This is a genomic window from Ruegeria sp. HKCCA5491 (genome assembly GCF_013034565.1).
Classification (GTDB): Bacteria; Pseudomonadota; Alphaproteobacteria; order Rhodobacterales; family Rhodobacteraceae; genus Ruegeria.
On the sequence record NZ_WQGG01000004.1, the window covers coordinates 216,273 to 242,708 of the forward strand.

A 26,436-nucleotide genomic window follows, 5' to 3' on the forward strand; every position below is an offset into this window, starting at 1 on the left:
TGAAGATGGGGCAGATGTTGAAATGTGTCTCGCCGATTGATGGATCGGTTTATGCAGAGCGTGAAGTGCTGTCGGCTGAGGCGGCGTTTGAGGCTGCTGCGCTGGCGCGGGCGGCACAGGCGGATTGGGCGGCACGTCCGTTGCAGGAGCGGACCCGCCTTGTGATGGCAGGCGTGGCTGCTGTGGGTGCGATGAATGATGAGATCGTGCCCGAGCTTGCGCATATGATGGGTCGCCCCGTGCGCTATGGCGGTGAGTTCGGTGGGTTCAATGAGCGTGCCAGCCATATGGCCGAGATTGTCGAGGTTTCGCTGGCTGATATCGCGGTGGGTGAGGATGAGACCTTTAAGCGCTATATAAAGCGTATCCCGCATGGGGTCGTTTTTGTAGTGGCGCCCTGGAACTATCCTTACATGACGGCGATCAACACGGTCGCCCCTGCGTTGATTGCGGGCAATGCGGTGGTGTTGAAACATGCCACGCAGACTTTGTTGGTGGGTGAGCGGATGACGCAGGCATTTCATGCAGCGGGCGTGCCGCAGGATGTGTTTCAGAACGTGTTCCTCAGCCATGACGTGACCAATGATCTGATCGCGGGCAGGGCGTTTGATTTTGTGAACTTCACCGGCTCGGTCGGTGGCGGGCAGGCGATGGAACGCGCGGCGGCGGGCACCTTTACCGGCGTTGGCACCGAGCTGGGCGGCAAGGATCCTGGCTATGTCATGGAGGATGCCGATCTGGATGCGGCCGTGGATACGTTGATCGACGGGGCGATGTTTAACTCGGGCCAGTGTTGTTGCGGGATCGAGCGGATTTATGTGCATGAGAGCCTTTACGATGCGTTTGTTGCCAAGGCGGTTGGGGTCGTGAACGGCTATAAGCTAGGCAACCCGCTGGATGCCGAGACGACGATTGGTCCGATGGCCAATGTCCGCTTTGCCGATGAGGTGCGCGCGCAGATTGCCGAAGCGGTCGCGGCGGGTGCGGTGGCCCATATCGAGACCTTCGCCGAGGATGATGGCGGGGCCTACCTGACCCCGCAGATCCTGACCAATGTCACCCATGATATGCGCGTGATGCGGGACGAAAGCTTTGGCCCGGTGGTGGGCATCATGAAAGTCTCGTCCGACGAAGAAGCCATCGCGCTGATGAATGACAGCGAGTTTGGCCTGACCGCCAGCCTCTGGACCCGCGATGTGGATCGTGCTGCGCGGGTGGGGGACCAGATCGAAACCGGCACCGTGTTCATGAACCGGGCGGACTATCTGGACCCGGGCCTGTGTTGGACCGGTTGCAAGAATACAGGGCGCGGAGGGGGATTGTCGGTCATCGGCTATCACAACCTCACACGTCCCAAATCCTACCATCTGAAAAAGGTGACATCATGAGCCTTGTTGGAAACTGGTCATATCCGACCGCGATCAAGTTTGGCGCTGGCCGGATCAAGGAATTGCCCGAAGCTTGCGCAGCTGCCGGGATGAAACGCCCTTTGCTGGTGACTGACAAGGGGCTAGCCGATCTGCCGATCACGACGGCGACGTTGGATATCCTTGAGGCTGCGGGACTGGGCCGCGGTCTGTTCAGCGACGTTGACCCGAACCCCAATGAAAAGAACCTCGAAGCCGGGGTTGCCGCCTATAATGCGGGCGGCCATGACGGCGTGATTGCCTTTGGCGGTGGCTCGGGGCTGGATCTGGGCAAAATGGTTGCGTTCATGTGCGGCCAGACTCGTCCGGTGTGGGATTATGAGGATATAGGCGACTGGTGGACCCGTGCTGATGCCGATGCCATCGCGCCGATCATCGCCGTGCCGACCACGGCTGGGACGGGGTCCGAGGTGGGGCGCGCAAGCGTCATCACCAATTCGGAAACACATGTCAAAAAGATCATCTTCCACCCGAAAGTGCTGCCGACGGTCGTGATCTGCGACCCCGAGCTGACCGTGGGTATGCCCAAGTTCATCACCGCAGGCACCGGTCTGGATGCATTCGCCCATTGTGTCGAGGCGTTCTCGAGCCCGCATTACCACCCCATGTCCCAAGGCATCGCGCTGGAGGGGATGCGGCTGGTTAAGGACTACCTGCCGCGTGCCTATAAAGACGGCTCCGATATCGAAGCGCGCGCCCAGATGATGAGCGCGGCGGCGATGGGGGCGACGGCGTTTCAAAAGGGCCTTGGCGCGATACACGCGATGAGCCACCCGATTGGCGCGGTGTTCAACACCCATCACGGCACCACGAACGCCGTTTGTATGCCGGCCGTTCTGGACTTTAACGCCCCCGCCATCGCCGACCGTTTCCAGCAGGCCGCGGCCTATCTGGGCATTGAGGGCGGCTTTGACGGCTTCCGCGCCTTTGTGCAGGAGTTCAACGACAGCTTCGCCATCCCGCGCAAACTGTCCGATCTGGGCGTGACCGAAGCACGGGTCCCCGAACTGGTCAAAGGCGCGATCATCGACCCGTCCTGCGGCGGCAACCCGATTGAATTGACCGAAGACAACCTGACCGCGTTGTTCAAAGCCGCGCTGTAACAGGCTTGCAGACACGCTCCTTCACCTCGCATACTGTGTGCAGGTGAGGGAGATTTTCATGACCAAAGAGATAGTTCTGATCCACGGGGCCTTTGCCGGGCCGTGGTGTATGCAGGATTACGCGGGCTTCTTCCGCGCGCGCGGCTGGACGGTACACACCCCCGCGCTGCGCTATCATGTTGGAGACCCCAAGGCCGAGCCTGACCCCGGTCTGACCGATACCAGCGTTATGGATTACGCCGATGACATTGCCGCATTCGTGCAGGGGCTGGACAGCAAGCCTGTGCTGCTGGGCCATGCCATCGCGGGGGTTGTGGCGCAGCAGGTGGCGTCTCGTGGGCTGGCCAGCGCCATTGTCCTGATCAACCCGAACGCGGCCTGGGGGACGTTGCCCGAAACCGATGACGAACGCGCTGTACCGCGTGCGCTGATGGAGGGCGGGGCGTTCTGGAAACAGCCCATGCGCGTCGATTTCGATCTGATGGCCCCTTTTGCGCTGAACAAACTGCCCGAGGCGCAGCAGCACGCGGTGTTCGACCAGCTCGGCCCCGAAAGCGGGCGGGTGATGTTCGAGATGTTCTTTTGGATGTTCGACGACCACCACGCGATGAAGGTGGACAGGGATAAGGTCGACTGCCCCGTTCTGATCGTTTCCGGCACCGAGGACCGGGCCGTGAACCCCAACACCTGTCGCTCGCTAGCCAATCTGTACGGAGAACGCGCAACCTTTCTGCCCGTAGAAAACCACGCGCATTTTCTGTTCATGGAGCCCGGCTGGGAAGGCCCGGCCGGACAGATTGCGGACTGGCTGGATCAGACGTCGGGTGTCACCGGCTGATCTGGAAGCTGCTTTGGGGTTTCCAGCTGAGTGAGCCGTCGTCGTTCTTAACACAGCGCAGCAGGTGCTCTTCACGGGTACTGATCGTGTCAGTCACAGTATTATCGCCGAAGATCACCACAAAAGCGTCCTGTGAATAGGCCATGCCTGCGTAATAGCAAAACCGGGTCTCAGCCCCATCCGGAATTGGCGATGCAGTGCTGAGCGTTTGTTGCGCGGTCACTTGGCTGGCCAGCAGGGCCAGGGCCAACCCAAGGGTTACTGTCTTCATGTCGTCCTCCCGTTGAAAAATCAGTGGGTCAAATGGGTCTTGGACGCTCGGGAACCTCAAATGTCGTTCTTGAATGACGGGTTGAGAGTAAGTGTGAACGAGATCAACGGGTTAGGCAAGGGGCGGCGGCGGATGTAAAAAATGACGTCTCAATCTTTCTGTCACTGCAGGATATAAAACACTGCGGGTATACCGAAGGCTTAACAAGCATTTTTTGAGTTTTTGTTGCAATGCAGCCCGGTTGTTTTTTGTCGTCTTTTGAGCAGTTGGTGATTTTTGTGACGTTGGGGGGGCGCTTCTGTGAATGAAGATCTAGTTGTTGATAATTAATAGAATTTAGTTCATGTGTTTCAAGAAAACTGGAGGCTGTTTTTTTAAATATGGCGTTTTTAGAAGCTGTCTATTTATGGACGGGGTACAGTCTTCTCGGGACGATTTTTGGTGCTCTTTCACTCATTTTTGCCTTTCTAGCTGCGCGGAGAGCAAAAAAGGCCAGTATTGTGGCAGAAAATGCTGTTTCACTCTTTTCAGCATTTGATGCTGTAGGAAGCATCGGCTCGATTGTAGAAAATCTAAAAAGTGCGCGGCATGAAATTAGGGGAAAAGACTGGAAGCGGGTTTCCGAAAACTTGGAAACCGCTCAATTGGAAGTGGTCAGGTTGTTGTCTGCGGACAGAGTTTCCTTAGGAGAAAAACGTACAAAGCTAGAAACAGTTTTGGATCTAATTAAGCGTTTGGCGCGATCCGCGGACGCAGCAGAAGAACGGGGCATGGCTATGGATACGCTCAAGTCCAAACAAACAATTGAGTTGATACTGCATGAATTGATCTCCATTCAAGAGTATCTAAAGGGGCACGCGAGAAATGAGTAAAAAATGGATCGAGCTGTTCGGGGCGGTTCAGCAAAAAACCGATACCGGTGAACTTGATTGGGAATGGGATCAATTCTCGCGCACGTTGGAGGCACCGGTCGGAAGACGTACAGTTCGATTAGCTCTTTCGAGTGCAGGAGATTACACGCTCTCGATTCGAAACGACGAAGGAGACACTGTCGACAGGTTTACAGACGAAGACTTAAAAGATGTCTCAAATTATCACTATACAACCCAAGACTTTCGTCAGCTCTACGAGACGGCCAGAAGGATCGCTTTCGATGCTGATAAGGAAGTTGATGAGCTACTGAAGGATCTACGCGCAGACGACTCGTAGCTAGACATCCAACTCCTCAACAAACCGCGCGTTCTCCTGAATGTATTGGAATCGCAGTTCAGGCTTCTTACCCATCAGGCGCTCGACCAGATCGCCGGTTTCGCCGGGTTCGTCCTCGTCAATCGTGACGCGGATCAGTTTGCGCGAAGCCGGGTCCATCGTGGTTTCTTTCAGGTCCTTGGCGTCCATCTCGCCCAGACCCTTGAAGCGCGAAACGTCGATCTTGCCTTTGCCGCCCAGACCTTTTTCCAGCCATTCGTCCCGCTCGGCTTCGTCCAGACAATAGACACGCTTGGCGCCTTGGGTCAGGCGATAGAGGGGCGGGCAGGCCAGATAAAGGTGGCCCGCGTCAATCATGGGCCGCATCTGGGTGAAGAAGAACGTCATCAGCAAGGACGCGATATGCGCGCCGTCCACATCCGCGTCGGTCATGATGATGATCTTGTCATAGCGCAGGTCGTCGACGTTGAACTTGGTGCCAAGGCCCACACCCAGCGCTTGGGTCAGGTCGTTGATCTCGGCATTGGTGCCCAGCTTGGAACTGGCCGCACCCAGCACGTTCAGGATCTTACCGCGCAGGGGCAAAAGGGCCTGTGTTTTGCGGTCGCGGCCCATTTTTGCGGAGCCGCCCGCAGAATCTCCCTCGACGATGAATAATTCGGTGCCGTCGCGTGTTGAACTAGAGCAGTCCACCAACTTGCCGGGAAGACGAAGTTTTTTAGTGGCGGACTTGCGTTGTGTCTCTTTCTCGGCCCGTCGGCGCAGACGTTCCTCGGCTCGGAGTATCACAAAGTCGAGTATCGCGCCGGCGGATTTCGTATCCGCCGCCAGCCAGTTATCGAAATGGTCGCGGACTGAATTTTCGACCAGTCGCTGCGCCTCGACTGTGGCAAGGCGGTCTTTGGTCTGGCCCACAAATTCCGGCTCGCGGATAAAGCACGACACCAGCGCGCAGCCGCCGGTGATCAGGTCATCACGGGTGATCCGCGCGGCTTTCTTGTTGTTGATCAACTCGCCATAGGCCTTGATCCCCTTGAGGATCGCGGCCCAGAATCCCGCCACATGGGTGCCGCCTTCGGGGGTGGGGACGGTGTTACAGTAGGATTGGATGAACCCATCGCGCGAGGGCGTCCAGTTGATCGCCCATTCGACCTTGCCCGGTGTGCCGAATTTCTCGGTGAAGTCCACGGTGCCTGCGAAGGGTTGTTCGGCATAGGTGGACGAGCCGTTCATCGTCTCCTTGAGGTAATCGGACAGGCCGCCCGGGAAGTGGAACGTCGCCTCGGTCGGGGTCTCGCCGTCGTCGATATGCGATTTCCAGCGGATTTCGACGCCCGAGAATAAGTAGGCCTTAGAGCGGATGGACTTGAACAGTCGTGCCGGTTTGAATTTGTGGTGGCCAAAGATTTCGGCATCCGCATGGAAGGTGACCGTGGTGCCGCGCCGGTTGGGGGCTGCGCCGACCTTTTCCACTGGACCCAGTGGGATACCGCGCGAGAACCGCTGTTCGAACAGCGTCTTGTCACGGGCCACCTGCACAACCATAGAATCCGACAACGCATTCACCACCGAGGCACCAACCCCATGTAGACCGCCCGAGGTCTGGTAGGCCTTGCCCGAGAACTTACCGCCCGCATGTAGGGTGCACAGGATGACCTCAAGCGCGGACTTGTCGGGGAATTTGGGGTGCGGATCAATCGGGATGCCGCGTCCGTTGTCGCGCACGGTTAGCGCATAATCTTCGTGCAGCTCAACCTCGATACGGTTGGCGTGACCGGCGACCGCCTCATCCATCGAGTTGTCGAGGATTTCCGCGACCATGTGGTGCAAAGCGCGCTCATCCGTGCCGCCGATATACATGCCGGGGCGTTTGCGAACGGGTTCCAGACCTTCAAGAACCTCGATCGAAGAGGCGTCATATGTAGCGGTCGCGCTGGGCGTCAACAGATCGTCGGGCATCGGTGCTGCTCTTGTTTTTGGGTTTTGCCCATTATGGCAGGTGATGTGGTCCGGGGGAAGAGGGACGCGAAGTGTTGTGGGATTTTGCCAAACCTAGGCCGCCATTCGCGCGTTAGCCCGTTTTCGCATAAGATTGGGACACTTGGCATTATCAATTAATTGGGGGAATTTGAAATGACCACGAACTCGGCCAGTTTCGTAGGAGATATACCGACACATTACGACAAGGGTCTGGGGCCAAATATCTTCGTCGACTACGCGGCACTCATTGCTGAAAAGTGCTGCGATGAGCCCGCCAGTTCGGTGATTGAACTGGCGGCGGGTACCGGAATAGTCAGCAGATTCTTGCGGGACAAGTTACCGGCAGAGGCAAGTCTGTTGGTGACCGACCTGAACGCGCCGATGCTGGAAGTGGCGAAGGCCAAGTTTTCCGGTGACGAGAACATTCAGTTTGCGGTTGCCAATGCGATGGAGCTTCCGTTTGACGGGCCGGAATTTGACTTAATGGTCTGTCAGTTCGGCGTAATGTTCTTTCCCGACAAAATCGCATCATATCGAGAAGCAGCGCGCGTTTTGCGGCCGGGCGGCAGATATGTCTTCAATGTCTGGAGCCCAATGTCAGAGAACCCATTTTCGCAGATGGCACACGAGCTTATGCAGAAGGTTTTTCCTGACGACCCGCCTGGGTTCTACAAAGTTCCTTTTCACTATGGCGATCCTGCCACCGTTCTTGGCGATCTGTCTTCCGCCGGGTGGAGCAACGTAACGCATGAAACCATTAAAATTCAAAAGAAGATTCAGGATCTGGAGGTGTTCTCCAGATCGTTGGTTTTTGGGAACCCGCTGATTGACGAAATCAATGAACGCGGCGGTGTCGACCCCGAGGACGTCGTTAAGGAATTTAGGGCCGAATTGGAAAATCGCTTTGGCCCAGATGGCATGACGATGCCTTTGTCCGCCACAATGTTTGTTTGTCGCTTGGACTGAGAAATCTCGGCACCGCATCCGGGGTGATAAACAGAAAACTGGTCCGCGATAGGCCCTCGTAGATCTTGTCGCGGGCGTCTAAGGTGCGCTCGTTGTGTGTGAAAAAAGCAAGGAAACCGAATGAGTTGGATCAAGACAGTTCCGTTCGATCAGGCATCGGGCAGGTTGAAAAAACTGTACGACCGTGTGACCGGCCCCGGAAATAATGTGGATAATATTATGATGGTGCATTCCTTGCGGCCGCATTCGATGGAAGGCCACATGGCGCTTTATAAGAATGTCCTGCACCATTCTGCCAATACGATCCCGAAATGGTTTCTTGAGGTGCTGGGTGTTTGGGTCAGTTCCTTGAATCGCTGCGCCTATTGCGTTGAACATCATTTCAGCGGATTGCAACGCCTGCTGAACGACCCCGATCGCGGCAATGCCATTCGCGCGGCAATCGAGGCAGGTTCCCCCCAATCCGCCCCACTGGACGCGGCACAAATCGCCGCTATGATGTATGCGCGCAAATTGACAGAAGCCCCGTCAGACATGGTTGCGGCCGATGTCGAGGCGTTGCGGAAGGCCGGGTGGGATGACGGCGAGATCCTCGAGATCAATCAGGTCTGTGCGTATTTCTCCTATGCCAACCGGACGGTTCTGGGGCTTGGCTGTTCGACGGATGGTGATGTTCTTGGGCTATCGCCGAACAACTCGGACGACCCGGCCGATTGGGGGCATCGCTAGGCGGTCAAGACGCCATCCAGTTCTTGATTTCCTGCGCCAAAACCTCGGGGCGCTGATGGTGCAGCCAATGATCAGCGCCGGGAATGTCGATCCTGGTCAGGTCCGGGGCAAAGTCCTCCAGCCCGGCAGTCGACTCGGGCAGCAGCGCGGTGTCTTCGGGTCCCCAAAGCAACAGGTGCGGACATTTGATCATCAGCCGATCCAAGGGCAAGTCCGGCAGGTCAGTCAGGGGCTTATCCGGGTCGGCAACGATCAGAGGTGACGCCCGGTACCAATTGAGCATCGCATCAAGCCGCCCGGGGCGCGCCCATTCGGTGCGGTAGTCCTGCATTTGTTCGTCAGATAGCCAGTCAACCCCCATGCCGCGCCGGAAAAAGCGTTCCAATAGGGAAAAATCATCGGCCGAGAACCGCTGGGCCGCGTTTGGGTCGCGCAGGTCGTTGATGTATTGGGATGCTTTTGACTGTGCGCCTCCTTCCGCAAGGGCACGTTGAAACGGAACCGGATGAACCCCGTTTGCGATAATCAGCTTGCTGACCAGTTCCGGCCGGAACATGGCTAGCCCGTAGGCCACTGCCGCGCCCCAGTCGTGACCCAGAACGCAAACGGGTGCACCGGCATCCTCGATGAGGGCTGCCATGTCGGAAACCAGTTTGGACAGGGCATAGTGATCAGTTCCCGCTGGGGCCCAACTTTGACCAAAGCCGCGCTGATCGGGGGCGATGCAATGGAAGTGTTCTGACAGGTGCGGGGCCAGATCGCCCCACGCACCGCCATATTCAGGGAAGCCGTGCAGCATCAGCATCACCGGCAGCGAAGGGTCGCCCCAACTGCGCAGATAAAAACTCTGACCATTAAGCTTGATAAACCTGTTTTCCATAGCGGAACCCCTTGGAGTGTTTACGTAAACGCGACAAGAAAGATGTAGCAGTTTGACACCAATCAAAGCGCGTTTTTTCACATTCTGCTAGATGCCTTGTCGGACAGTGTAGCAAGGAGAGACTGAATGGAAACAGCGGCGCAGATCGAACAGAAAAACGGTCAGGTTCAAATCGTACCACCTTTGGCCGACACAGAACGCCAGCCCAGCCCGGACAAAATTCGCCATGCTTTCGAAAGCGGCAAATATCCTTATGACCGCAAGTTGGCCCGTAAAACGTACGAAGAACAAAAGGCCCAGTTGCAGGCCGAATTGCTGAAAGTCCAGCTATGGGCGCAGGAGACCGGTCAGCGGTTCGTGTTGCTGTTTGAGGGGCGCGATGCCGCAGGCAAGGGTGGTACGATCAAAAGGTTCATGGAGCATCTGAACCCCCGGCAAGCCCGCGTTGTGGCCCTGAACAAGCCGACATGGGAAGAAAAAGGCCAATGGTATTACCAGCGTTACGTGCAGGAATTGCCAACGGTTGGGGAAATGGTTTTCTACGACCGCTCCTGGTACAACCGTGCGGGTGTCGAGCGGGTCATGGGGTTCTGCTCTCCGAATGAATACCTTGAGTTCATGCGGCAAACCCCAGAGCTAGAGCGTATGTTGGTTCGTTCCGGCATTCAGCTTTACAAATACTGGTTCTCGGTCACGCAAACCGAACAGCAGCGCCGTTTCAAAAGCCGCGAGACTGATCCGTTGAAGCAGTGGAAGCTGTCTCCCATCGACAAGGCCAGCCTGGACAAGTGGGAGGACTACACCGAGGCGAAAGAGGCGATGTTCTTCTATACAGACACAGCCGACGCCCCGTGGACCATCATCAAGTCGAACGACAAGAAGCGCGCGCGCCTCAATACGATGCGTCACTTCCTGTCGACGCTGGATTATCCGGATAAGGACCATGACATCGTGGGTGAACCCGATCCGCTGATTGTCGGACAGGCACATCACGTGATCCATCGGTCCGAGCATATTCTGGGTAACTCGCTGCACCCTGACGCGCGATAGGGGGTGTCCGGGGCGTGGATTTTGCCTTGGGTTTCATAGTCTCACTGTGAAATTTCACTGTTCTGGTCTTGTCCCGGCCTCTGGCCGGGCATAAGGCTGGGGCAATGAACAAGGTGATGACATATCGCGGCCATTTCCGGGCCATTGCCGTACTGGGCCTGCCGTTGATCGGCGGGCATCTGGCGCAGTTTGCCATCGGTCTGACCGATACCATCATGCTGGGATGGTATGGGGTCGAGGCGCTGGCCGCAGTCACGCTGGCCAGCAGCTATTACTTTGTGTTGTTTCTGTTTGGTGCTGGGTTTGGGTGGGCCGTCATGCCCATCGTAGCCACCGCCGCCGCCGAAGAGGACGAGACGAGCATTCGTCGCTCGACCCGCATGGGGCTGTGGCTGTCGCTGATCTATGCGGCGTTGATGATGCCGCTTTTGTGGTGGTCGTACCCGATCCTGATTGCATTGGATCAGGAGCCGGAAGTGGCCAAAACCGCATCCGAATACCTGCGGGTTGCAGGCTGGGGGTTATTTCCGGCGCTTATAGTAATGGTATTGAAATCCTATCTGGCGGCGCTCGAACGCACTCAGATCGTGTTGTGGATCACCGTCACAGCCGCCGTGGTCAACGGGTTCACCAACTATGCGCTGATCTTTGGAAACTGGGGCGCGCCAGAGCTTGGCGTTATTGGTGCGGCTATTGCCTCGGTCGTGACACAGATCGTTTCATTGGTATTCGTCGTAATCTATGCAGTGCGCGTTTTGCCTGAACACAGCCTGTTTCAACGCTTTTGGCGGCCGGATTGGGAATTCTTCTTCAGCGTGCTGCGTTTGGGCGTGCCCATCGGCTTGACCACATTGGCCGAGGTCAGCCTGTTTGCAATGTCAGCGATCATGATGGGTTGGCTGGGTCAGGTGCCTCTGGCGGCCCACGGGATCGCGCTGAACCTCGCCTCCGCCACGTTCATGGTGCATCTCGGGCTGTCCAATGCGGCCACGATCCGTGCGGGCAATGCGTTGGGGCGCAAAGATCGGGCGCATCTTGAAAAAGGGGCGATCGCGGTGACGGGGATGTCATTGGTGATGTCGATCCTGACGGTGATCCTGTTCCTGACCTGCGCCGAGCCGTTGATTTCGCTATTCATGGAACCCGATGATCCGCAGCGCTCGCAAATCTTGCTGATCGGCACCGGGCTTCTGGCGATGGCGGCACTGTTTCAACTGGTGGACGGAGCGCAAGTTATCGCCCTGGGCCTGTTGCGAGGGTTGCAGGACGCCAAGATACCGATGGTGATGGCGGGGCTCAGCTATTGGGTAATTGGAATCCCGGCCTCGTATTACTTTGGCTTTGTCCGCGGGATGGACGGCATCGGCGTCTGGCTCGGCCTCGTTCTGGGACTGGCCTGCGCAGCCGTTCTTCTGATGGCCCGGTTTTGGCTACGGTCCGTTCGCGGGGTTCCGATGGCCGCCAGCAATTCGGCCTGATCAGCTTTTGTCCAAGCGATCAGCTTTCTTGCGCACCAGCACCGACCGCAGATCGTGCATCGCCAGCAGCAACCGGTCCGTAACGTATTCAAGCTGTTCGTCGGTTGCCTTGGATTGCGCCCATTGCGCGGTCAGATTCAGGTAGTCGACCGCCCGGTGAATGTCGTCGATATCCCGGCGGGCCAACAGCTCTTTGCGCTCGTCCATCCACCGCTCGATTTCAGTCCGATCCGCCTCGGACAGCGAGCGTTGGCCATGTGGTTTGACCTCACCGTTGCGGATGTTGATGACAGCAATCTGATCCATCTCGATCCGGCGCTGGCGGTTTTCAGTGTCGATCTTGAAAACCACTGCACCGTTTTCTCGAACACGGAAATAGTATTCAGGCAACATTGCTGTCATGAAACCTCCGATCAGGTCAGGGACGCGCAAAAGCGTTGTATGCGTGTGCAAGCTTCGGTCAGCGCCTCGTCCGACGTTGCATAGCTGACGCGGAAATTCGGCGACAGGCCAAAGGCTGCGCCGAACACGACGGCCACATCCGCCTCTTGCAGCAGGGCGGTTGCGAACGCCTCGTCGTTTTCGATCACAGTGCCCGCAGGTGATGTCTTGCCGATTAGCCCCGCAATGGATGGATAGACATAGAATGCGCCCTCGGGCGTGGGGCAGGTTATGCCGTCAATATCGTTCAGCATCTGCACCACCAGATCGCGGCGACGTTTGAACGTCACGTTGTTCGGGGCCAGAAACGCCTGTGTTCCATTCAAAGCCTCGACCGCTGCCCATTGGCTGACGGAACAGGGGTTTGACGTCGACTGAGATTGGATTTTGCGCATCGCCGCAATCAATTCCACCGGCCCCGCCGCGTATCCGATCCGCCAACCGGTCATGGCATAGGCCTTGGACACGCCGTTGCAGGTCAGTGTGCGTTCGTACAGCCCAGGTTCAACCTCTGCCGGGGTGCAGAACTCGAACCCGTCATAGGCCAGGTGTTCGTACATATCATCCGACATGATCCACACATGCGGGTGACGCATCAGAACATCCGTCAACGCCTTCAGTTCCGCGCGGCTATACCCTGCGCCGGTGGGATTGGACGGAGAGTTAAAGATGAACCACTTGGTCTTAGGCGTGATCGCGGCCTCAAGCTGGTCTGGGGTCAGCTTGAAGCTGTTTTCAAGCGTTGTTTCCACGATCACCGGAGTACCGCCCGCCAGCAACACCATATCAGGGTAGCTAACCCAATAGGGGGCGGGGATAATCACCTCATCGCCTTCGTTTATCGTGGCCATCAGCGCGTTATAAAGCGTCTGCTTGCCCCCGGTGCCAACTGAAATCTGCGCAGGGGTATATTCCAGCCCGTGATCGCGCTTCATCTTGACGCAAGCGGCCTCTTTGAGTTCGGGGATGCCGTCGGGTGCTGTGTATTTCGTCTTGCCCGCGGCGATGGCGGCGACCGCTGCGTCCTTGATATTCTGAGGGGTGTCAAAGTCCGGTTCCCCGGCGCTTAGACCGATAACGTCACGTCCTTCGGCCTTCAATTCGGCGGCTTTGGCCGTCATTGCGATTGTAGGCGACGGTTTTACGCGTGACAGTGTCGCAGACAGGAAACTCATTGGGGCCCTCTGTTTGAATGATCAACTTGTCTGTCATAGGGTGCGCCCGAATGACGATCAAGCAATATGACCTATAGAATTGGAGACCCGAATGAACGATGAAAACGACTGGTATGGGCCGGACGCTGCAACATTCGGGGATCGGTTGGCTGGCGCGCGGGAAGCCGGTGGAATGACACAGTCTCAATTGGCGCGCCGATTGGGGGTAAAGAAGGCCACGATCGCGGCGTGGGAAAATGACCTGTCCGAGCCTCGGGCCAACCGTCTGTCGATGCTGGCTGGTATGGTCAATGTCTCGATTATGTGGTTGCTGACGGGCGAAGGCGAGGGGATGGATGCGCCTGTCGAAGCCGACGAAAGCGCGCCCGAACTGGCCGAGGTCGTTGCTGAACTACGCTCGATCCGGGGTGAAATGCGCGCCAGTTCCGAGCGCGCAGCGCGTCTGGAAAAGCGCGTCCGACTGATGCTGGAGCAAAGCAAATGACCGAAACCCGGGACGTCAGGATCAAACGCCTGAAAATGCGCTCTATGCGTCGGGGGATCAAGGAAATGGACTTGATTTTGTCGGCATATGCGGATCGGAACCTAGCTGGAATGGATGGGGGCGGGTTGGATAACTATGACGCGCTTCTGCACGAAAATGATCAGGACCTCTATCAGTGGGTGACAGGTCAGGTCGCGCCGCCTGCGCGATATTCCGATTTAATTTCGGATATCGCTCAAACGTTTCAAAAATAACGAGAAACCGGACTTAACTGATTTTTCGGTTTTTCGATTCATGCTGCGTGAAACAGCGCGATTGAATCGGAGGATCGGATGAGTATGGAAATGCAGGTCTCCGCGCCGGCGGCCAAGGGTTTCATGACCAGTTACCTTGAGGCGCTCGCCTTGGTCGAGCGGCTGCACCGTCTGCTTCTGGATGTCATCAAGGATGAGTTTGAACGCGTCGGCGTGTTGGAAATCAACGCTGTGCAGGCGTTGCTTCTGTTCAATATAGGCGATCACGAGGTTACGGCTGGTGAATTGAAAAGTCGCGGCTACTATCAGGGCAGCAACGTCAGCTATAACCTGAAAAAACTGGTGGAAATGGGGTATATGCACCATCAACGGTGCGAGATTGATCGCCGTTCCGTTCGGGTCCGACTAACCCCACAAGGGCGACAGATCCGTGACATCGTATCCGAATTGTTTTCTCGTCATGCCGAAGGTCTGCAATCCCGCGGGGTGCTGGAATTCGAAGGGATCGAGGATATCACGGGGTCACTGCGCCGGGTGGAGCGGTATTGGACGGATCAGATCCGCTATATTTACTAGCTAGGGGCGGGCGGTCCGGCCGACCGCGGACAGGGACAGGCCCTCCAGTTCTCGGATCAGTTTGCGAGTCATCGCAGCTTTGTATTCGTCAAACCCCAGCGCGACTTCCACAAAAGCATCGGGGCCCATTATGACCGAGGTAGTGAAATAGGCCGTCAGTTCACTAACCTGAACCGTGCGCTGATCGGACTGATCGGCGTCGTCGACACCGATGACCAGCCCATTGATGGTGATCCCACTTCGGGATAGCTCGTTCTTGACCTCTTGTGGATGGGGGCCAAGGTTGCGTTTGCCATCCCCCGACAGATCAAGTGTTTGTTTCCAGCATTCGGACTGTTGCGCCAATAGATCGGCCCCGAACCGCATCGCCGACCCTAGCGCCGTGCCTTGCGGCGCGTTGCTGCGGGTCACCGAACTTAATTTGGCTTCGATCCGCGCAAGGTCTTGGCGAACGCGGATATCGGTCCAGTTCACAAGGATACGCTGGTGATGAGTTTCACTCCATTCGAAGATCGCCATTCGCACCGGAGCTAACCCTTCGGACAGAATCAACTGTTGGACTTCCGGGCTTTGCAATGCAGCAGCGACACCGTCCAGTTGCAACCGGTATTCCGCCTGATCGACAGACCCCGATACGTCCAGACCCAGGGCCAGCGCCTGTCTGCAGTCACACGCCGCCGGGCTGCCCAGAAAAGAAGCCGCAATCGCGATCGGGCGTATCATTCGGGGTCGGCATCTTGAAGGGCGCCGATTTGCAGCCCTTTCAGTTCGCGTTCCAGTTTGCGGCGCATTGCGCGCTCAAAGTCCTCGAACCCCTGCGCGACTTCCAGAAACGCGCCGGGGCCATGCAAGACGTTGTTTTCGAAAAACGGGATGAGAAACAACTCTCCCTCAAAATCCGCGGCATTGATGACCAGACCGTTGACCACCGTGTTTTCAAACGGGAAGTGCCTGTACGCGGAATCTGGCCCGTACCCATCGTTGTTAGACCCATCACCAGACAGGTCGATGGTTTGGAACAGGCACGCTGGGGCCTGTTGCATCAACGTCGCCCCGAATGCCAGCGCGTATCCCATGGCGGTGGCTGAACCACTGTCGGTTCTGACCGAACCTTGAACTGTCGCGGCTGCGGTCAGCAGATCAGCCTGCGTTCGGATCATCGTCCAGTCCAGAATGACGTGTTGTGTGTCGCGGCCGCTCCATTCGTAAACGGCCAGGGCAACGGGCATGGGCGACGAGAAAAACGCCTGCGTGACCTCGGGCGCGATAAGGGCAGCGGCTAAACCCTGCCGCTGCAAGACATCCTCGGCCGCATCGACCGAGGTCGAGATATCCATAGCCAGCGCAAGGGCGAGGCGGCAGGTCTCGGCCTTCAGGGAGCCGGCCATAAAGGCCAAACCTAATGTTGCAAGCCAGCGGATCACCAGTGGCCAGTGCTGTCCATGCTGACCCAGGGCTCTGCTGGAGCCAAGGCTTCACCGTTCTGGAGCAGTTCGACAGAAATATTGTCAGGTGACCGCACGAAAGCCATTCTGCCGTCACGTGGCGGGCGGTTTATAACCACGCCATTGTCCTGCAACTGCTGGCAAATGTCATAGATGTTGTCCACGCCATAGGCGAGGTGCCCGAAATGCCGGCTGTCACTGGGCAGCGCATCATCGCCATCCCAATTGTAAGTCAGCTCGATCGGCCGATCCTCCTGTCCCGGAGGCGCCATGAAGATCAAGGAAAAACGCCCCTCTTCACTTTCGTAACGGCGTGTCTCTTTCAGGCCAAGCAGCTCATAAAACGCCATGGATTTCTCCAGATCTTTAACACGCACCATGGTGTGGAGGTATGTGAGCCCCATTGCGGCTTCCTTTCTATTTCGGTGATAGCCTGCAGATTAGCGCGCAGACCAAGCGTGTCGAGAGGCCGCCGGGGCACATTTTAAAATTTGCTGTGCAGGGCGCACATATCGCGGTTCCGGTCGTGGAGTTGTCGAGATATAGTGGTGGGCGACTCATTGCTGGAAAGGAATATTCATGCCGCTGTCCACCGACCAACTGGCCGAGATCGAAGCGCAACGGGCGCAATCGCATCCAACACGCCGCGTTGTGGCAGCGGGAATGGAGGATCACCTTTACACCGCGCATCAGGTCCTGGACCACGGTTTTGTGCGCGTGATCGACTATATGGGCGATGACGCCGCCATTTGTCAGGCCGCCCGCGTTTCCTATGGCAAGGGCACCAAATCCGTTCAGAACGACGAAGGCCTGATACGCTATTTGATGCGGCATTGGCACTCGACCCCGTTCGAGATGTGCGAGATCAAGCTGCACGTCAAACTGCCCGTCTTTGTCGCGCGTCAGTGGATTCGGCACCGGACGGCAAATGTGAACGAATACTCGGCCCGTTACTCGATCCTTGATCGTGAGTTCTACATCCCCGCGCCCGACCACGTCGCGGCGCAGTCCGAGATCAACAACCAGGGCCGAGGTGACGCCCTGCAGGGGGAAGAGGCCGCGCGCGTTCTGGAAATGCTCAAGGCAGACAGTGCCCGCTGTTACGACAACTATGAGGCGATGATCAGTCAGGATGGCCAGCAAGGATTGGCGCGCGAATTGGCGCGGATGAACTTGCCTGCAAATATTTATACGCAATGGTATTGGAAGGTGGACCTGCACAATCTGTTCCACTTCCTGCGTTTGCGCGCTGACCCGCATGCTCAGTATGAAATCCGTGTTTATGCCGACACCATGTGCAAGATCGTCGCCGACTGGGTGCCGTTTGCCTATCGTGCGTTCGAAGACTATCGGCTGGGCGCGGTGAACCTGTCTGCGCAGATGGTCGATTGCCTGCGCAGAATGCTGTCGGGCGAGGCTGTGACACAGGAGAATTCAGGGATGACCGCGCGGGAATGGCGCGAGTTTCAGGGTGTCATCCAGAAAGGATGATGCCCGGATAAGGCATATCGGTTGTCTATACATTTTGTCATGAAACTGTTACGATCGGTGCATGACATTTGTGACACCTCTTAGATACGTATGCGTTGGTTTGTTGTTGGCGACTCCGGTTTCTGCCAAGTCGCCAATAGCCGAAGTGATCTGCGAACCGACCCCGAAAATGCATGACAAGCTTCTTCGTCAGTTCGGGGCCAAGCGGCACGCAACCGGCCTGCGTGGACCCGAACAGTTGATGGAGGTCTGGACCAGTAAATCAGGTGACTGGACCATGTTCGTCACGTATTCGACGGGCACGTCATGCATTGTGGCAATGGGACAAGACTGGCATACCCGTGCCGAAGATAAACCGGCCCGAGGGTAAGGTCGCACACCTTTAGCGGCGGACAACGGCTGAAAATTAGCCGTTGGCCTGTTTTTAGTTCCCGCAGTAACGGGGAAATTAAAGCGGCTTCAAATCAGCGGCCATTTGGCGGCCATCACGTCCGTCTTGCAGCTCGTACGAGATTTTCTGATTGTCAGCGAGCCCGGTCAGACCGGACCGTTCTACGGCCGAGATATGAACAAATACGTCCTTGCCGCCCTCATCAGGGGCAATAAACCCATAGCCTTTAGTGGTATTAAACCATTTCACGGTGCCAGTTGGCATTTCCCGTGTCTCCTTCTACTTACACGTTGTCCCACAAATTGGTGGGGGTAGTGATTGACGCCACCGCAACACATCACCGCCTCGCCCACACGCCACGGCCCGGATTGCGCATTTCGTCTTTTTCAACATTGCACGGTGAAGTAAAAAATCAAGAATTACCGAAAGAAGCAGGCGAAAATGCTAAAAATTGGCTCAAAATCAGGAGTTGCCTAAAAATGCGCCTTTTTGGCCTAAAGACATGTGATACTTGCCGTAAGGCTTTGAAATCACTTCCTTCTGCCGAATTTGTTGATGTTCGCAGCCAAGGCGTGCCTGAATCTGTACTGTCTGAGGCGTTCGATATTTTCGGCGGTGGTTTGCTTAATACACGGTCAACCACATGGCGTGGTCTGGATGAAGAGCAGCGCGCGCGACCTCCGTTGGAGCTGATACAGGATCATCCGACCCTGATGAAACGACCGCTGATTGAACGGGATGGCGCGCTTTTTTTGGGTTGGACCCCCGAAACCAAGACAGCACTTGGCGTTTCCTGAAAGCGTACCTATCTGCTTTGACGCAAGAATGAGGACAAGAAATGCGTAACGCAGCGATGATTTTGGGTGTGATTGCCGGACTGATCGGTATGATTGTCGGCTTTTTTGGCTACGGCTATGTAGAGCTGATTGACCGGTTCGGCGAAGTCGAAGGGTTGGCCGAGCAAGTGGACAACGCCCAGCTTATTCAAACCATGTCCATCATTGCGCCCCTGCTGGCAATCGCGGGTGGGGCCATGGCTCATGCGCGGGCATTGTTCGGTGGGGTCTTACTGCTGATTTCCGCGGCTGGGATGTATTACGCGTTTGGGTTCAATGCGTTTACAATGTTCCCTGTGGCATTTGCTGCGGTGGCGGGCCTCCTTGGGCTGGCCGCGGGTAAACCGGACGAGCCCAAGGCGCATTTCTAGGTCACTTCAGGCGCAGCAGACGATCAAGCGAGATCGGACCTGCGCCGTTGATGACGATCACCAGGAACAGGAACGTCCACATGACGCGCTGATCCATCAGTGTGATAGCATTGTCGAAAAGGCCGCCCAGTTTCACACCGTGGCCGGTTACATCGACAATCGTTTGCACCCACACAAACCCGATCATGGCCAGCGCCGCGACCCGAGTCAGCAGTCCAACCAGCAACAAGACCGGCAGAACAAACTCGGCAACCGTACCCAGAAAGATCACTATGCGTTGAAAGAAGGTCATCTGGGTGACGTCGTACAGAACAGCCTCAGCCGCCTTGGGGAATATCTGACCGAACGCACCGGCAGAGGCCGAGAAAATAGATCCATCTATTTTCAGCGTCGCAGAGTTCCAATAGTAAACAAACAAAACAGCAACAAAAACCAACCGTGCAAGCGTCGGGGTCAGCCAGTTGGCTGAGCTGTCCAGCCGTCCCAGAACGTTGTTGTGAAGAGAGATCAGGGCAGTCATTGTGCCAGCCTTTCGATAGTCACAGAAGTAATGGCGCCACCTTGCAGCAGTAGCGCCAGTGTGTTCCCGAGATCAAACTCGGGGGTCATCGCAGATGTGTTTTCAAACGCCTGACCAATGGTCAAACCGGTCATCATATCTGCGATCCAATCCGCGCCGCCTGCGGGCAGCAAGTGCGGAGCGGGATCGTATTCGGGTCGGGTGACCAATACATCTTCGCCGATGGCCTGAGGCTTTGGTGCATCGTCTTGCGTATTAAAGCGCCAGATCGAGAATATCGGCCATTCGGACCGGATAATTTGCATCGACGGAGCGAATTCCAGTTTCGCCTGCATGACTTCTTCGGGAGAAACGGTCAGAGCCTCGGCGTCGACTGCCGTTCTGTCAGCGGCGTGGTAAGAGCGGCGCAGCGCCAATTCCAAACGGGCAACATCCGCGAGGTATCCAAGATGCGCCAACTGCTCCATCCCGGTCAGAAACTGGGGAAACTCCTCGCCATAGAACATCATCAGCGGGGTCGTCGGAGGGTGCTTGCGCAGAAATATCCCGGACAGCCCATCCATGTTCTGTGTACCGAGCAGCTTGGTGATCACCGGGAAGGCCTGATGCATCGCTTCGGTCAACGAAACGGCCACGTTATTGCGATAAACGCTGAAACGACGACCAGCAGGTTGATCGGATGAATCCACCAACCCGTCGGGAACCGCTTGGGAGGGATCCAGCAATGCAGTATGGAATGCGGTCTGAGATACACTCATGCCGGAATGCGGTCCAACGCCGTCTGCGCCCGTTCAGCCTCGGCCCTCAAGACAGGCCAGTCCGGTACGTCTGTGTCCCATTCAATCAAAACCGGCTTTGGGCCTGATTTCTCAAGCACAAAGTCCAACAGCGCCCAAACAGGGTCAACGACTTCGCGCCCGTGGCTGTCGATCAGCAAAGGGTGGCCGTGGTCATCTTCGTCTTCGTCATGGCCGCCCAAATGAATCTCTCCGACCTTGTCCAGCGGATAGGCATCTATGTAGCCCTGTGGAGAGAAATCCAGATTGGTGGCCGAGACAAATACGTTGTTCACGTCCAGCAACAAACCGCATCCGGTGCGCCGGGTGATCTCGGCCAAAAACTCGGGCTCGGACCAGGTGCTTTCCTCGAAGGCGAGGTAGCTGGAAGGGTTTTCAAGCAGCATCTGACGGCCAACAACGTCTTGCACCTGATCAATATGCTCGCAAATCCGGGCAAGGGTTGCGTCGGTATAGGGCAAGGGCAGCAAGTCGTTCAGGAAATGGCTGTCATGGGTCGACCAAGCCAGATGTTCCGAGAAACTTGCGGGGTTGAGCCAGCCGACAAGGTGCTTCAGGCGGGACAGATGATCGGAATCCAGCGGAGCCTCTCCTCCGATGGATAGGCCAACGCCGTGAACTGAAATGGGGAATTGTTCTGAAAGGTGACGAAGCTGCGCAAGCGGCCTGCCGCCGTCCCCCATATAGTTCTCGGCATGAATCTCAAGCCAGGCAACCGGGTTCGCGTGCTCGAGGATCTCGGCAAAGTGCTGGGGCTTGTAGCCGACGCCCGGTGCCGAAGGCAGTCTGTTCGATCGGATTGCATTGTCCAGCATGAGAATATTCCCCGGTCACGAAAAAGAGGCGGGCGTTATGGCCCGCCCCCAAATTCCTCAAGGCTTAGGCTTATGCCGGCAGGTCGCGTTCCAGCGGCTCCAGCGAGCCTTTGCGGTCCGAACCGTCTGCCGATTTCGGCAGTTCGATATCGGCGCAGGTGCCCGCATCGACAAGGGTCCAGGCGTTGCCCTGATAATCTACGGTCGATGTACCGGCGCAGGTGGTGCCGGGGCCCGCGGCGCAATCGTTTTCACCTGCGAGCGATACGCCATAGCACTTTTCCTTGGCTTGCGCGGTCGCGGTGGTGGCCATGCCAGATACTGCTGCTGCAACGGCACTTGCGATAACGAGGGATTTAGCGGTGTTCGACATCTCGGAAATCCTTTTGATGACTGCGTATGTCTGTGTTTGACAATGACAAAGGTAGTGGCTTTGAGGACTCAGTTAAATTCACGAGCCCGTGTCTCACAACCCCGTCAGGCAAGGTCATGCCCTCTTGAAGGGTAACACATTGTTTTTGAATTCGAAAATGGAAAATATTTCAATCCGGCCCCGTCTTGGGGCCGGATCGCAGTCAAATTGATGCTGAATGTTACAGCCGATCGGGCGGAGTTGCCGCCTTTGACAGCTCAATTGTTACAGTCTCGAGGGATTGAACCTGAGTTTGTTTTTCACCCAGACGGCGCACGCTGACGGTACGGTCTTCGACTTCGCGTTGACCGACGGCCAAAATCACCGGCACTTTACCGACAGAATGCTCGCGGACTTTGTAGTTGATCTTTTCATTGCGAATGTCCGCTTCGGCCCGCACGCCTGCCGCTTTGAGCGTTTCCACCACTTCGGAGACATAGTCATCGGCCTCGGAGGTGATCGAGGCGACGACAACCTGACGCGGGGCCAGCCAGAAAGGCAGTTTGCCAGCGTGTTCCTCGATCAGGATGCCGATGAAACGCTCGAACGAACCCAGCGTCGCCCGGTGTAGCATGAAGGGGCGGTGTTTCGCGCCATCTGCGCCAATAAAGCTGGCGTCCAGACGCTCGGGCAGATTGGGGTCAACCTGCAGAGTTCCGCACTGCCATGTCCGGCCAATTGCATCGGTCAGAGTGAATTCCAGCTTAGGTCCGTAGAACGCCCCTTCGCCTTCGAGAACCTCATAGTCGTACCCGGCGGCCTTACAGGCATCCCCAAGGGCCTTTTCAACCAGATCCCAGCTTTCATCGGACCCGATCCGCTTTTCGGGGCGGGTGGACAGTTTGATCGTCCAGTCGTGGAAGCCTAGATCGGCATAGACCTTGGACAGGAACGCGATGAACTTGGCGGTTTCGGATTCAATCTGATCCTCGGCGCAGAAGATATGGCCATCGTCCTGCGTGAACCCCCGCACCCGCATGATACCGTGCAGCGCCCCCGAGGGTTCGTAACGCGCGCAAGATCCGAACTCGGCCATACGCAGAGGCAGGTCGCGATAGGACTTCAGGCCCTGATTGAACACCTGCACGTGGCAGGGGCAGTTCATCGGCTTCAGCGCGTTGATTGCCTTTTCGCGGGCATGCTCTTCGTCCACTTCGACGATGAACATGTTTTCCTGATATTTGTCCCAGTGACCCGAGGCCTCCCACAATTTGCGGTCGACAACTTGCGGGGTGTTGACCTCGACATAGCCGTCACGCTCCTGCATTCGGCGCATGTAGTCCTGAAGGGTGGTGTAGATTTTCCAACCGTTCGGATGCCAGAAGATCTGACCGGGGGCCTCCTCCTGCATGTGGAACAGGTTCATCTCGCGGCCCAGCTTGCGGTGGTCGCGCTTGGCAGCCTCTTCCAGCATATGCAGGTGGGCTTTCAGCTTTTCCTTGCCGGTGAAAGCCACGCCATAGATCCGCTGCAACATCGCGCGGTCGCTGTCACCACGCCAATAGGCGCCCGCGATGGACATCAGCTTGAACGCATCGCCGGGCAGTTGGCCGGTGTGCTGCAGGTGCGGACCGCGGCACAGGTCTTGCCAGTGGCCGTGCCAGTACATCCGCAGCGGTTCATCGCCCGGAATGGCTTCGATCAGCTCGACCTTATAGGGCTCGTTATTGGCTTTGTAGAATTCGATCGCGCGGTCGCGGTCCCAGACCTCGGTGGTGACGGGGTCGCGCTTGTTGATGATCTCTTTCATCTTTTTCTCGATGAGGCCGAGATCTTCGGGCGTGAAGGGTTCCTCGCGGTCAAAGTCATAGTACCAGCCATTGTCGATCACGGGGCCGATGGTGACTTTGGTGGCGGGCCAGATTTCCTGCACGGCGCGGGCCATGACATGCGCCAGATCGTGGCGGATCAGTTCATTGGCCTGATCTTCATCCTTCATGGTATGGATGGCGATTTGGGCATCTGCTTCGATGGCCCATTGCAGATCCCAATGCTTGCCGTCGACCGTGGCCGAGATCGCTTTTTTGGCCAGCGAGGTCGAGATATCGGCAGCCACCTGCGCGGGCGTTACGCCTGCGTCATAGGAACGTGCATTGCCATCGGGAAAAGTGAGAGAGACGGATTTTGAATCCAGGGCCATGGTTGGCTCTCCTCGTCGGTTTGGCGCCCACTGAACGCCCGGTTGCGGGTATCGCCATTTAAGGTTCTGAAAACAGTAATTTTTCTGGACGTTTCGGCGTCACTCGTCACTGTTTTGTGGCTTTTGGCGACAATAAAGCCACGAGGCGTCTCATATAGCGATTGTGAGGGCGGTGCAATCACTGTCCTGCACCGTATGGCCCGCCCTCCTGTAAGTCGCCGAACACTGCCCATGCCTCGTGGCAGGCGTTTGCTAGTAGTATGTCATCCTCGGGAATGCTGTTCTTGAAATTGGGGTAGGACATGTGATTGCCTAAGTTCATCAGCACGGTCACGAGGTGGTTGCGTGGGATGAACGCCCGGAAACGATAGTCGCCGTCCGGTGTTTCGATCACCTCGCCGTCCATACCATAATCGCGCAGAAGTTCGGCGTCTTGAGCGCGGCGGAACCGCAGACAGACGCGAGACCCCATGTGCGGCCCGCTGGTCTTGCCGTCCTCATCCTTTGCTACAGCTGAGAAAAAGCCTGAACCCTCGGGCGTCGAGAATGCTACCCACATCTGCAGGTCCTCCTAATTTTTTGGAAAGGGGGGCAGTAGCTATCAGATGTTATGCAAGGTCGTCAAATCGGGGGAGCTTACGTGCGCGGGCGCATGGCCTGTAGGCACAAACCCAAACCTCTAAACCTGGCAATAGCTACGTGATGGTTGGAGACTACTCGGCGTCATTCAGTTTTGCCTCAATCACCTTCTGTTGAGCCAATCTCTCTGGAAGGCGGTCGCTGATCTCTTTGAGCCGCTGTGTTGGATTGACACTCATGCCTACAGTTCCGCTGTGGGTATGGGTGATGCTAACGCCATCAGCGCGTCCAAATGCTCGGTCCTGAGCTAAGGCCAGCAAGGCAATTTGTTCTTTTCCCGAAAGTTTTCCTGCTACAAATTCACCGTTCTCATCTCGGCGATTGAAGAGTTCGTCCATCGACAAAAGATCGTTCATGCGTTTCACAGCGATCTCGCCGTTCGACTGGATCAACTTTCTTGTCTCGGGGTCCAGCTTGGGTCGCCCACCCGGATTACCGGGATGACCAGGCTTAAAGAGAGGTGTTGGCACAGTGGACTCCTCTGTTCTCAGAAAGTGAAGGCGCCAAGTGATAAGTATCTATTTTATATAGCATAATGGATGCCAAATTGCGATCATTTGCGCATTCGATAGATGCACCAGGCAAGGTCGTACAGGTGCCAGCATTTTTGTCTCTCTCTCAAATTTCCTGGGGATGCTGTACAAATGCATTCAAGATTAGCGTAGCCGTGGCTTCCGGCATCGTGGGCTGAACTGTTGTTCGCCACCTATTTTTCCGAGAGGCTGGGGTAAGTGAGGCAGACTGATGTGTAACCTCTATTCGAATACGACCCCGGCAGATGCTATGCGGCAGCTATTCGACGTCGCTGTAGAAAAAGACAGGCTCGGAAATGCGGAACCGCTTCCAGCAATCTACCCAAAGCACATGGCGCCCATCGTCATGAAAGACGAAGACGGGGCGCGTGAACTCGTGTCTCTGTCCTGGGGGTTTCGAACGACCAAGAAATCAAAAAAGACTGGCGCCATCCTGCAACCTCATGCCTGGAACAATGCGCGGGACGACAAGGTCCTGAAGAGCGGGCTGTGGAAGAACAGCTTCGAAGAGCACCGTTGTCTCGTACCTGCAAGTTCGTTCTGCGAGGCGCAAGGGCGCAATCCAGCCACATACCACTGGTTCGCGCTCAAGGGCTCCGGGGCTCGCCCACCATTTGCGTTTGCCGGGATGTGGCAAGTATCGCGATACGAAGGCAAAGAGGGCCCAGAAGAGGTTCCTGCGTACACAGTGATAACCACCTCGGCGAATGACATTGTGCGTCCGATACATCCGCAGAGAATGCCAGTCATACTCCGTCCTAGTGACTATGAGGTCTGGTTGGATGGCAGCGCAGCGCAGGCCTTTGAACTGCTAAAGCCTTATGACTCAGATGAGATGGAAATCGTCAGATCGGGCGTAGGAGAAAAGTCTGACACTAGTCTTTGAACGGCACGGTGTTGGAGAGAGTTCACGTCAATGAATGTCCGCTTACCATCTCGCCTTGGACATTCGACAGTTTTTGTCAGATGTCTGCACCGAGCCCAAAGGCGACTTAGGTGATGGGCTTAGCATTTGTCGTTTTGGGCGGAAACTGAACCTTCGCGGCGCATTGCGCCAATGTCCGCTCCATTGAGGCCTTGCTACCTACGTACCGCTCAATTTGCGAAACTTAGATGGTGAAATCCCAAACTGTCCGTTATCAGGGATTTTGGGACAGATGGCCGCCTGAGCTAAGAGAGGATCTG

At 56.5% G+C, this 26,436-nt stretch carries 33 protein-coding genes; 17 read left to right on the plus strand and 16 right to left on the minus strand.

The annotated features are described in order from the left end of the window. The first annotated feature begins 5 nt into the window (after nt 1-5). The 3 genes from GOV88_RS08090 to GOV88_RS08100 are packed head-to-tail and all read left to right on the plus strand — an operon-like array spanning nt 6 to nt 3,368. Nucleotides 6-1,388, plus strand: a complete 1,383-nt coding sequence (locus GOV88_RS08090) for an aldehyde dehydrogenase family protein (RefSeq protein WP_171240080.1) — start codon at nt 6-8, stop codon at nt 1,386-1,388. Beyond that, nucleotides 1,385-2,530, plus strand: coding sequence for an iron-containing alcohol dehydrogenase (locus GOV88_RS08095; RefSeq protein WP_171240081.1), 1,146 nt, complete (start codon nt 1,385-1,387; stop codon nt 2,528-2,530). Before GOV88_RS08090 ends, GOV88_RS08095 begins: the two co-directional genes overlap by 4 nt. A 58-nt stretch (nt 2,531-2,588) precedes the next feature. Continuing rightward, nucleotides 2,589-3,368, plus strand: a complete 780-nt coding sequence (locus GOV88_RS08100) for an alpha/beta hydrolase (protein WP_171240082.1) — start codon at nt 2,589-2,591, stop codon at nt 3,366-3,368. Here the strand turns inward: GOV88_RS08100 and GOV88_RS08105 are convergent. After that, nucleotides 3,358-3,639 carry a hypothetical protein gene (locus GOV88_RS08105; protein ID WP_171240083.1) on the minus strand — a complete coding sequence of 94 codons (282 nt, stop codon included), beginning with the start codon at nt 3,637-3,639 and terminating at the stop codon, nt 3,358-3,360. The genes GOV88_RS08100 and GOV88_RS08105 overlap by 11 nt on opposite strands. 380 nt (nt 3,640-4,019) lie before the next feature. Between GOV88_RS08105 and GOV88_RS08110 the strand changes: the two genes are divergently transcribed. After that, nucleotides 4,020-4,511 (plus strand): hypothetical protein, encoded by a 492-nt coding sequence (locus GOV88_RS08110; protein ID WP_171240084.1) that lies wholly within the window; start codon nt 4,020-4,022, stop codon nt 4,509-4,511. Further along, nucleotides 4,504-4,848, plus strand: coding sequence for a hypothetical protein (locus GOV88_RS08115; RefSeq protein ID WP_171240085.1), 345 nt, complete (start codon nt 4,504-4,506; stop codon nt 4,846-4,848). Before GOV88_RS08110 ends, GOV88_RS08115 begins: the two co-directional genes overlap by 8 nt. Here GOV88_RS08115 and parE read toward each other — a convergent pair whose 3' ends face one another. Next, the gene (gene parE / locus GOV88_RS08120; RefSeq protein WP_171240086.1) at nt 4,849-6,807 is read right to left on the minus strand and encodes a DNA topoisomerase IV subunit B; all 1,959 of its coding nucleotides are present in this window, start codon (nt 6,805-6,807) and stop codon (nt 4,849-4,851) included. Nucleotides 6,808-6,981: 174 nt separating this feature from the next. Here parE and GOV88_RS08125 point away from each other — a divergent pair, with 174 nt between their 5' ends. Beyond that, nucleotides 6,982-7,794, plus strand: coding sequence for a class I SAM-dependent methyltransferase (locus GOV88_RS08125; protein WP_171122072.1), 813 nt, complete (start codon nt 6,982-6,984; stop codon nt 7,792-7,794). A 120-nt stretch (nt 7,795-7,914) separates the two neighbouring features. After that, nucleotides 7,915-8,523, plus strand: coding sequence for a carboxymuconolactone decarboxylase family protein (locus GOV88_RS08130; RefSeq protein ID WP_171126458.1), 609 nt, complete (start codon nt 7,915-7,917; stop codon nt 8,521-8,523). Between the two features lie 4 nt (nt 8,524-8,527). Here the strand turns inward: GOV88_RS08130 and GOV88_RS08135 are convergent, their stop codons facing one another. Continuing rightward, a complete protein-coding gene (locus GOV88_RS08135) occupies nt 8,528-9,403 on the minus strand; it encodes an alpha/beta fold hydrolase (RefSeq protein ID WP_171240087.1) in 876 nt (291 codons plus the stop codon). Nucleotides 9,404-9,529: 126 nt separating this feature from the next. On the opposite strand from GOV88_RS08135, the gene ppk2 reads away from it, so the two are divergent. After that, on the plus strand, nt 9,530-10,453 hold the full coding sequence (gene ppk2, locus GOV88_RS08140; RefSeq protein WP_171122075.1) for a polyphosphate kinase 2: 924 nt from the start codon (nt 9,530-9,532) through the stop codon (nt 10,451-10,453). Between the two features lie 104 nt (nt 10,454-10,557). Continuing rightward, entirely contained in the window at nt 10,558-11,931 is a 1,374-nt protein-coding gene (locus GOV88_RS08145) for an MATE family efflux transporter (RefSeq protein ID WP_171122076.1), read from the plus strand. Here the strand turns inward: GOV88_RS08145 and GOV88_RS08150 are convergent, their stop codons facing one another. Both GOV88_RS08150 and GOV88_RS08155 read right to left on the minus strand, forming a co-directional pair. Further along, nucleotides 11,932-12,333 carry a hypothetical protein gene (locus GOV88_RS08150; RefSeq protein WP_171240088.1) on the minus strand — a complete coding sequence of 134 codons (402 nt, stop codon included), beginning with the start codon at nt 12,331-12,333 and terminating at the stop codon, nt 11,932-11,934. Nucleotides 12,334-12,344: 11 nt separating this feature from the next. Beyond that, nucleotides 12,345-13,547, minus strand: a complete 1,203-nt coding sequence (locus GOV88_RS08155; protein WP_171240089.1) for a pyridoxal phosphate-dependent aminotransferase — start codon at nt 13,545-13,547, stop codon at nt 12,345-12,347. A 91-nt stretch (nt 13,548-13,638) separates the two neighbouring features. Between GOV88_RS08155 and GOV88_RS08160 the strand changes: the two genes are divergently transcribed. The 3 genes from GOV88_RS08160 (at nt 13,639) to GOV88_RS08170 (ending at nt 14,861) form a co-directional block, all read left to right on the plus strand. Beyond that, on the plus strand, nt 13,639-14,031 hold the full coding sequence (locus GOV88_RS08160) for a helix-turn-helix domain-containing protein (protein WP_171122079.1): 393 nt from the start codon (nt 13,639-13,641) through the stop codon (nt 14,029-14,031). Next, nucleotides 14,028-14,285, plus strand: a complete 258-nt coding sequence (locus GOV88_RS08165; protein WP_171240090.1) for a succinate dehydrogenase assembly factor 2 — start codon at nt 14,028-14,030, stop codon at nt 14,283-14,285. The genes GOV88_RS08160 and GOV88_RS08165 overlap by 4 nt, the downstream gene beginning before the upstream one ends. Before the next feature lie 78 nt (nt 14,286-14,363). After that, nucleotides 14,364-14,861: a MarR family winged helix-turn-helix transcriptional regulator gene (locus tag GOV88_RS08170; protein ID WP_171122081.1), complete on the plus strand. Its 498-nt coding sequence runs from the start codon at nt 14,364-14,366 to the stop codon at nt 14,859-14,861. On the opposite strand, the gene GOV88_RS08175 is transcribed toward GOV88_RS08170, so the two are convergent. Genes GOV88_RS08175 through GOV88_RS08185 form a run of 3 tightly spaced genes read right to left on the minus strand, consistent with a single transcriptional unit; the run spans nt 14,862 to nt 16,710 of the window. Next, nucleotides 14,862-15,584 (minus strand): DUF1194 domain-containing protein, encoded by a 723-nt coding sequence (locus GOV88_RS08175; RefSeq protein ID WP_171126465.1) that lies wholly within the window; start codon nt 15,582-15,584, stop codon nt 14,862-14,864. It lies immediately after the preceding gene. Beyond that, nucleotides 15,581-16,249 carry a DUF1194 domain-containing protein gene (locus GOV88_RS08180; protein WP_174834510.1) on the minus strand — a complete coding sequence of 223 codons (669 nt, stop codon included), beginning with the start codon at nt 16,247-16,249 and terminating at the stop codon, nt 15,581-15,583. The genes GOV88_RS08175 and GOV88_RS08180 overlap by 4 nt, the downstream gene beginning before the upstream one ends. A 32-nt stretch (nt 16,250-16,281) precedes the next feature. Beyond that, a complete protein-coding gene (locus GOV88_RS08185; protein WP_171122084.1) occupies nt 16,282-16,710 on the minus strand; it encodes a VOC family protein in 429 nt (142 codons plus the stop codon). A 175-nt stretch (nt 16,711-16,885) separates the two neighbouring features. On the opposite strand from GOV88_RS08185, the gene thyX reads away from it, so the two are divergent. Together thyX and GOV88_RS08195 are read left to right on the plus strand one after the other, a co-directional pair. After that, the gene (gene thyX, locus GOV88_RS08190; protein ID WP_171126468.1) at nt 16,886-17,797 is read left to right on the plus strand and encodes an FAD-dependent thymidylate synthase; all 912 of its coding nucleotides are present in this window, start codon (nt 16,886-16,888) and stop codon (nt 17,795-17,797) included. Between the two features lie 61 nt (nt 17,798-17,858). After that, entirely contained in the window at nt 17,859-18,167 is a 309-nt protein-coding gene (locus GOV88_RS08195; RefSeq protein WP_171240092.1) for a hypothetical protein, read from the plus strand. Nucleotides 18,168-18,245: 78 nt separating this feature from the next. Here GOV88_RS08195 and GOV88_RS08200 read toward each other — a convergent pair whose 3' ends face one another. Further along, complete coding sequence (locus tag GOV88_RS08200) at nt 18,246-18,452, minus strand: cold-shock protein (RefSeq protein WP_170382500.1); 207 nt, start codon at nt 18,450-18,452, stop codon at nt 18,246-18,248. Between the two features lie 215 nt (nt 18,453-18,667). Here GOV88_RS08200 and GOV88_RS08205 point away from each other — a divergent pair, with 215 nt between their 5' ends. After that, a complete protein-coding gene (locus GOV88_RS08205) occupies nt 18,668-18,985 on the plus strand; it encodes an ArsC/Spx/MgsR family protein (RefSeq protein ID WP_171240105.1) in 318 nt (105 codons plus the stop codon). 41 nt (nt 18,986-19,026) lie between these two features. Further along, nucleotides 19,027-19,395 carry a hypothetical protein gene (locus tag GOV88_RS08210; RefSeq protein WP_171122087.1) on the plus strand — a complete coding sequence of 123 codons (369 nt, stop codon included), beginning with the start codon at nt 19,027-19,029 and terminating at the stop codon, nt 19,393-19,395. A 1-nt stretch (nt 19,396) separates the two neighbouring features. Here GOV88_RS08210 and GOV88_RS08215 read toward each other — a convergent pair whose 3' ends face one another. The 7 genes from GOV88_RS08215 to GOV88_RS08245 all read right to left on the minus strand — a co-directional run bounded on the left by GOV88_RS08215 (nt 19,397) and on the right by GOV88_RS08245 (nt 25,188). After that, nucleotides 19,397-19,915: a DoxX family membrane protein gene (locus GOV88_RS08215; protein ID WP_171122088.1), complete on the minus strand. Its 519-nt coding sequence runs from the start codon at nt 19,913-19,915 to the stop codon at nt 19,397-19,399. Continuing rightward, entirely contained in the window at nt 19,912-20,673 is a 762-nt protein-coding gene (locus tag GOV88_RS08220) for a DNA-binding domain-containing protein (protein WP_171240093.1), read from the minus strand. The genes GOV88_RS08215 and GOV88_RS08220 overlap by 4 nt, the downstream gene beginning before the upstream one ends. Beyond that, nucleotides 20,670-21,527 carry a DUF692 family multinuclear iron-containing protein gene (locus GOV88_RS08225; protein WP_171240094.1) on the minus strand — a complete coding sequence of 286 codons (858 nt, stop codon included), beginning with the start codon at nt 21,525-21,527 and terminating at the stop codon, nt 20,670-20,672. The genes GOV88_RS08220 and GOV88_RS08225 overlap by 4 nt, the downstream gene beginning before the upstream one ends. A 70-nt stretch (nt 21,528-21,597) precedes the next feature. Continuing rightward, nucleotides 21,598-21,900: a DUF2282 domain-containing protein gene (locus GOV88_RS08230; protein ID WP_171122091.1), complete on the minus strand. Its 303-nt coding sequence runs from the start codon at nt 21,898-21,900 to the stop codon at nt 21,598-21,600. Nucleotides 21,901-22,120: 220 nt separating this feature from the next. Next, the gene (thrS, locus tag GOV88_RS08235; RefSeq protein ID WP_171240095.1) at nt 22,121-24,079 is read right to left on the minus strand and encodes a threonine--tRNA ligase; all 1,959 of its coding nucleotides are present in this window, start codon (nt 24,077-24,079) and stop codon (nt 22,121-22,123) included. Nucleotides 24,080-24,257: 178 nt separating this feature from the next. Then, on the minus strand, nt 24,258-24,638 hold the full coding sequence (locus tag GOV88_RS08240) for a hypothetical protein (RefSeq protein ID WP_171240096.1): 381 nt from the start codon (nt 24,636-24,638) through the stop codon (nt 24,258-24,260). Between the two features lie 154 nt (nt 24,639-24,792). Then, nucleotides 24,793-25,188, minus strand: a complete 396-nt coding sequence (locus tag GOV88_RS08245; RefSeq protein ID WP_171240097.1) for a hypothetical protein — start codon at nt 25,186-25,188, stop codon at nt 24,793-24,795. A 274-nt stretch (nt 25,189-25,462) separates the two neighbouring features. On the opposite strand from GOV88_RS08245, the gene GOV88_RS08250 reads away from it, so the two are divergent. Continuing rightward, nucleotides 25,463-26,137: an SOS response-associated peptidase gene (locus GOV88_RS08250; protein WP_171240098.1), complete on the plus strand. Its 675-nt coding sequence runs from the start codon at nt 25,463-25,465 to the stop codon at nt 26,135-26,137. The last annotated feature ends 299 nt before the right edge of the window (nt 26,138-26,436 follow it).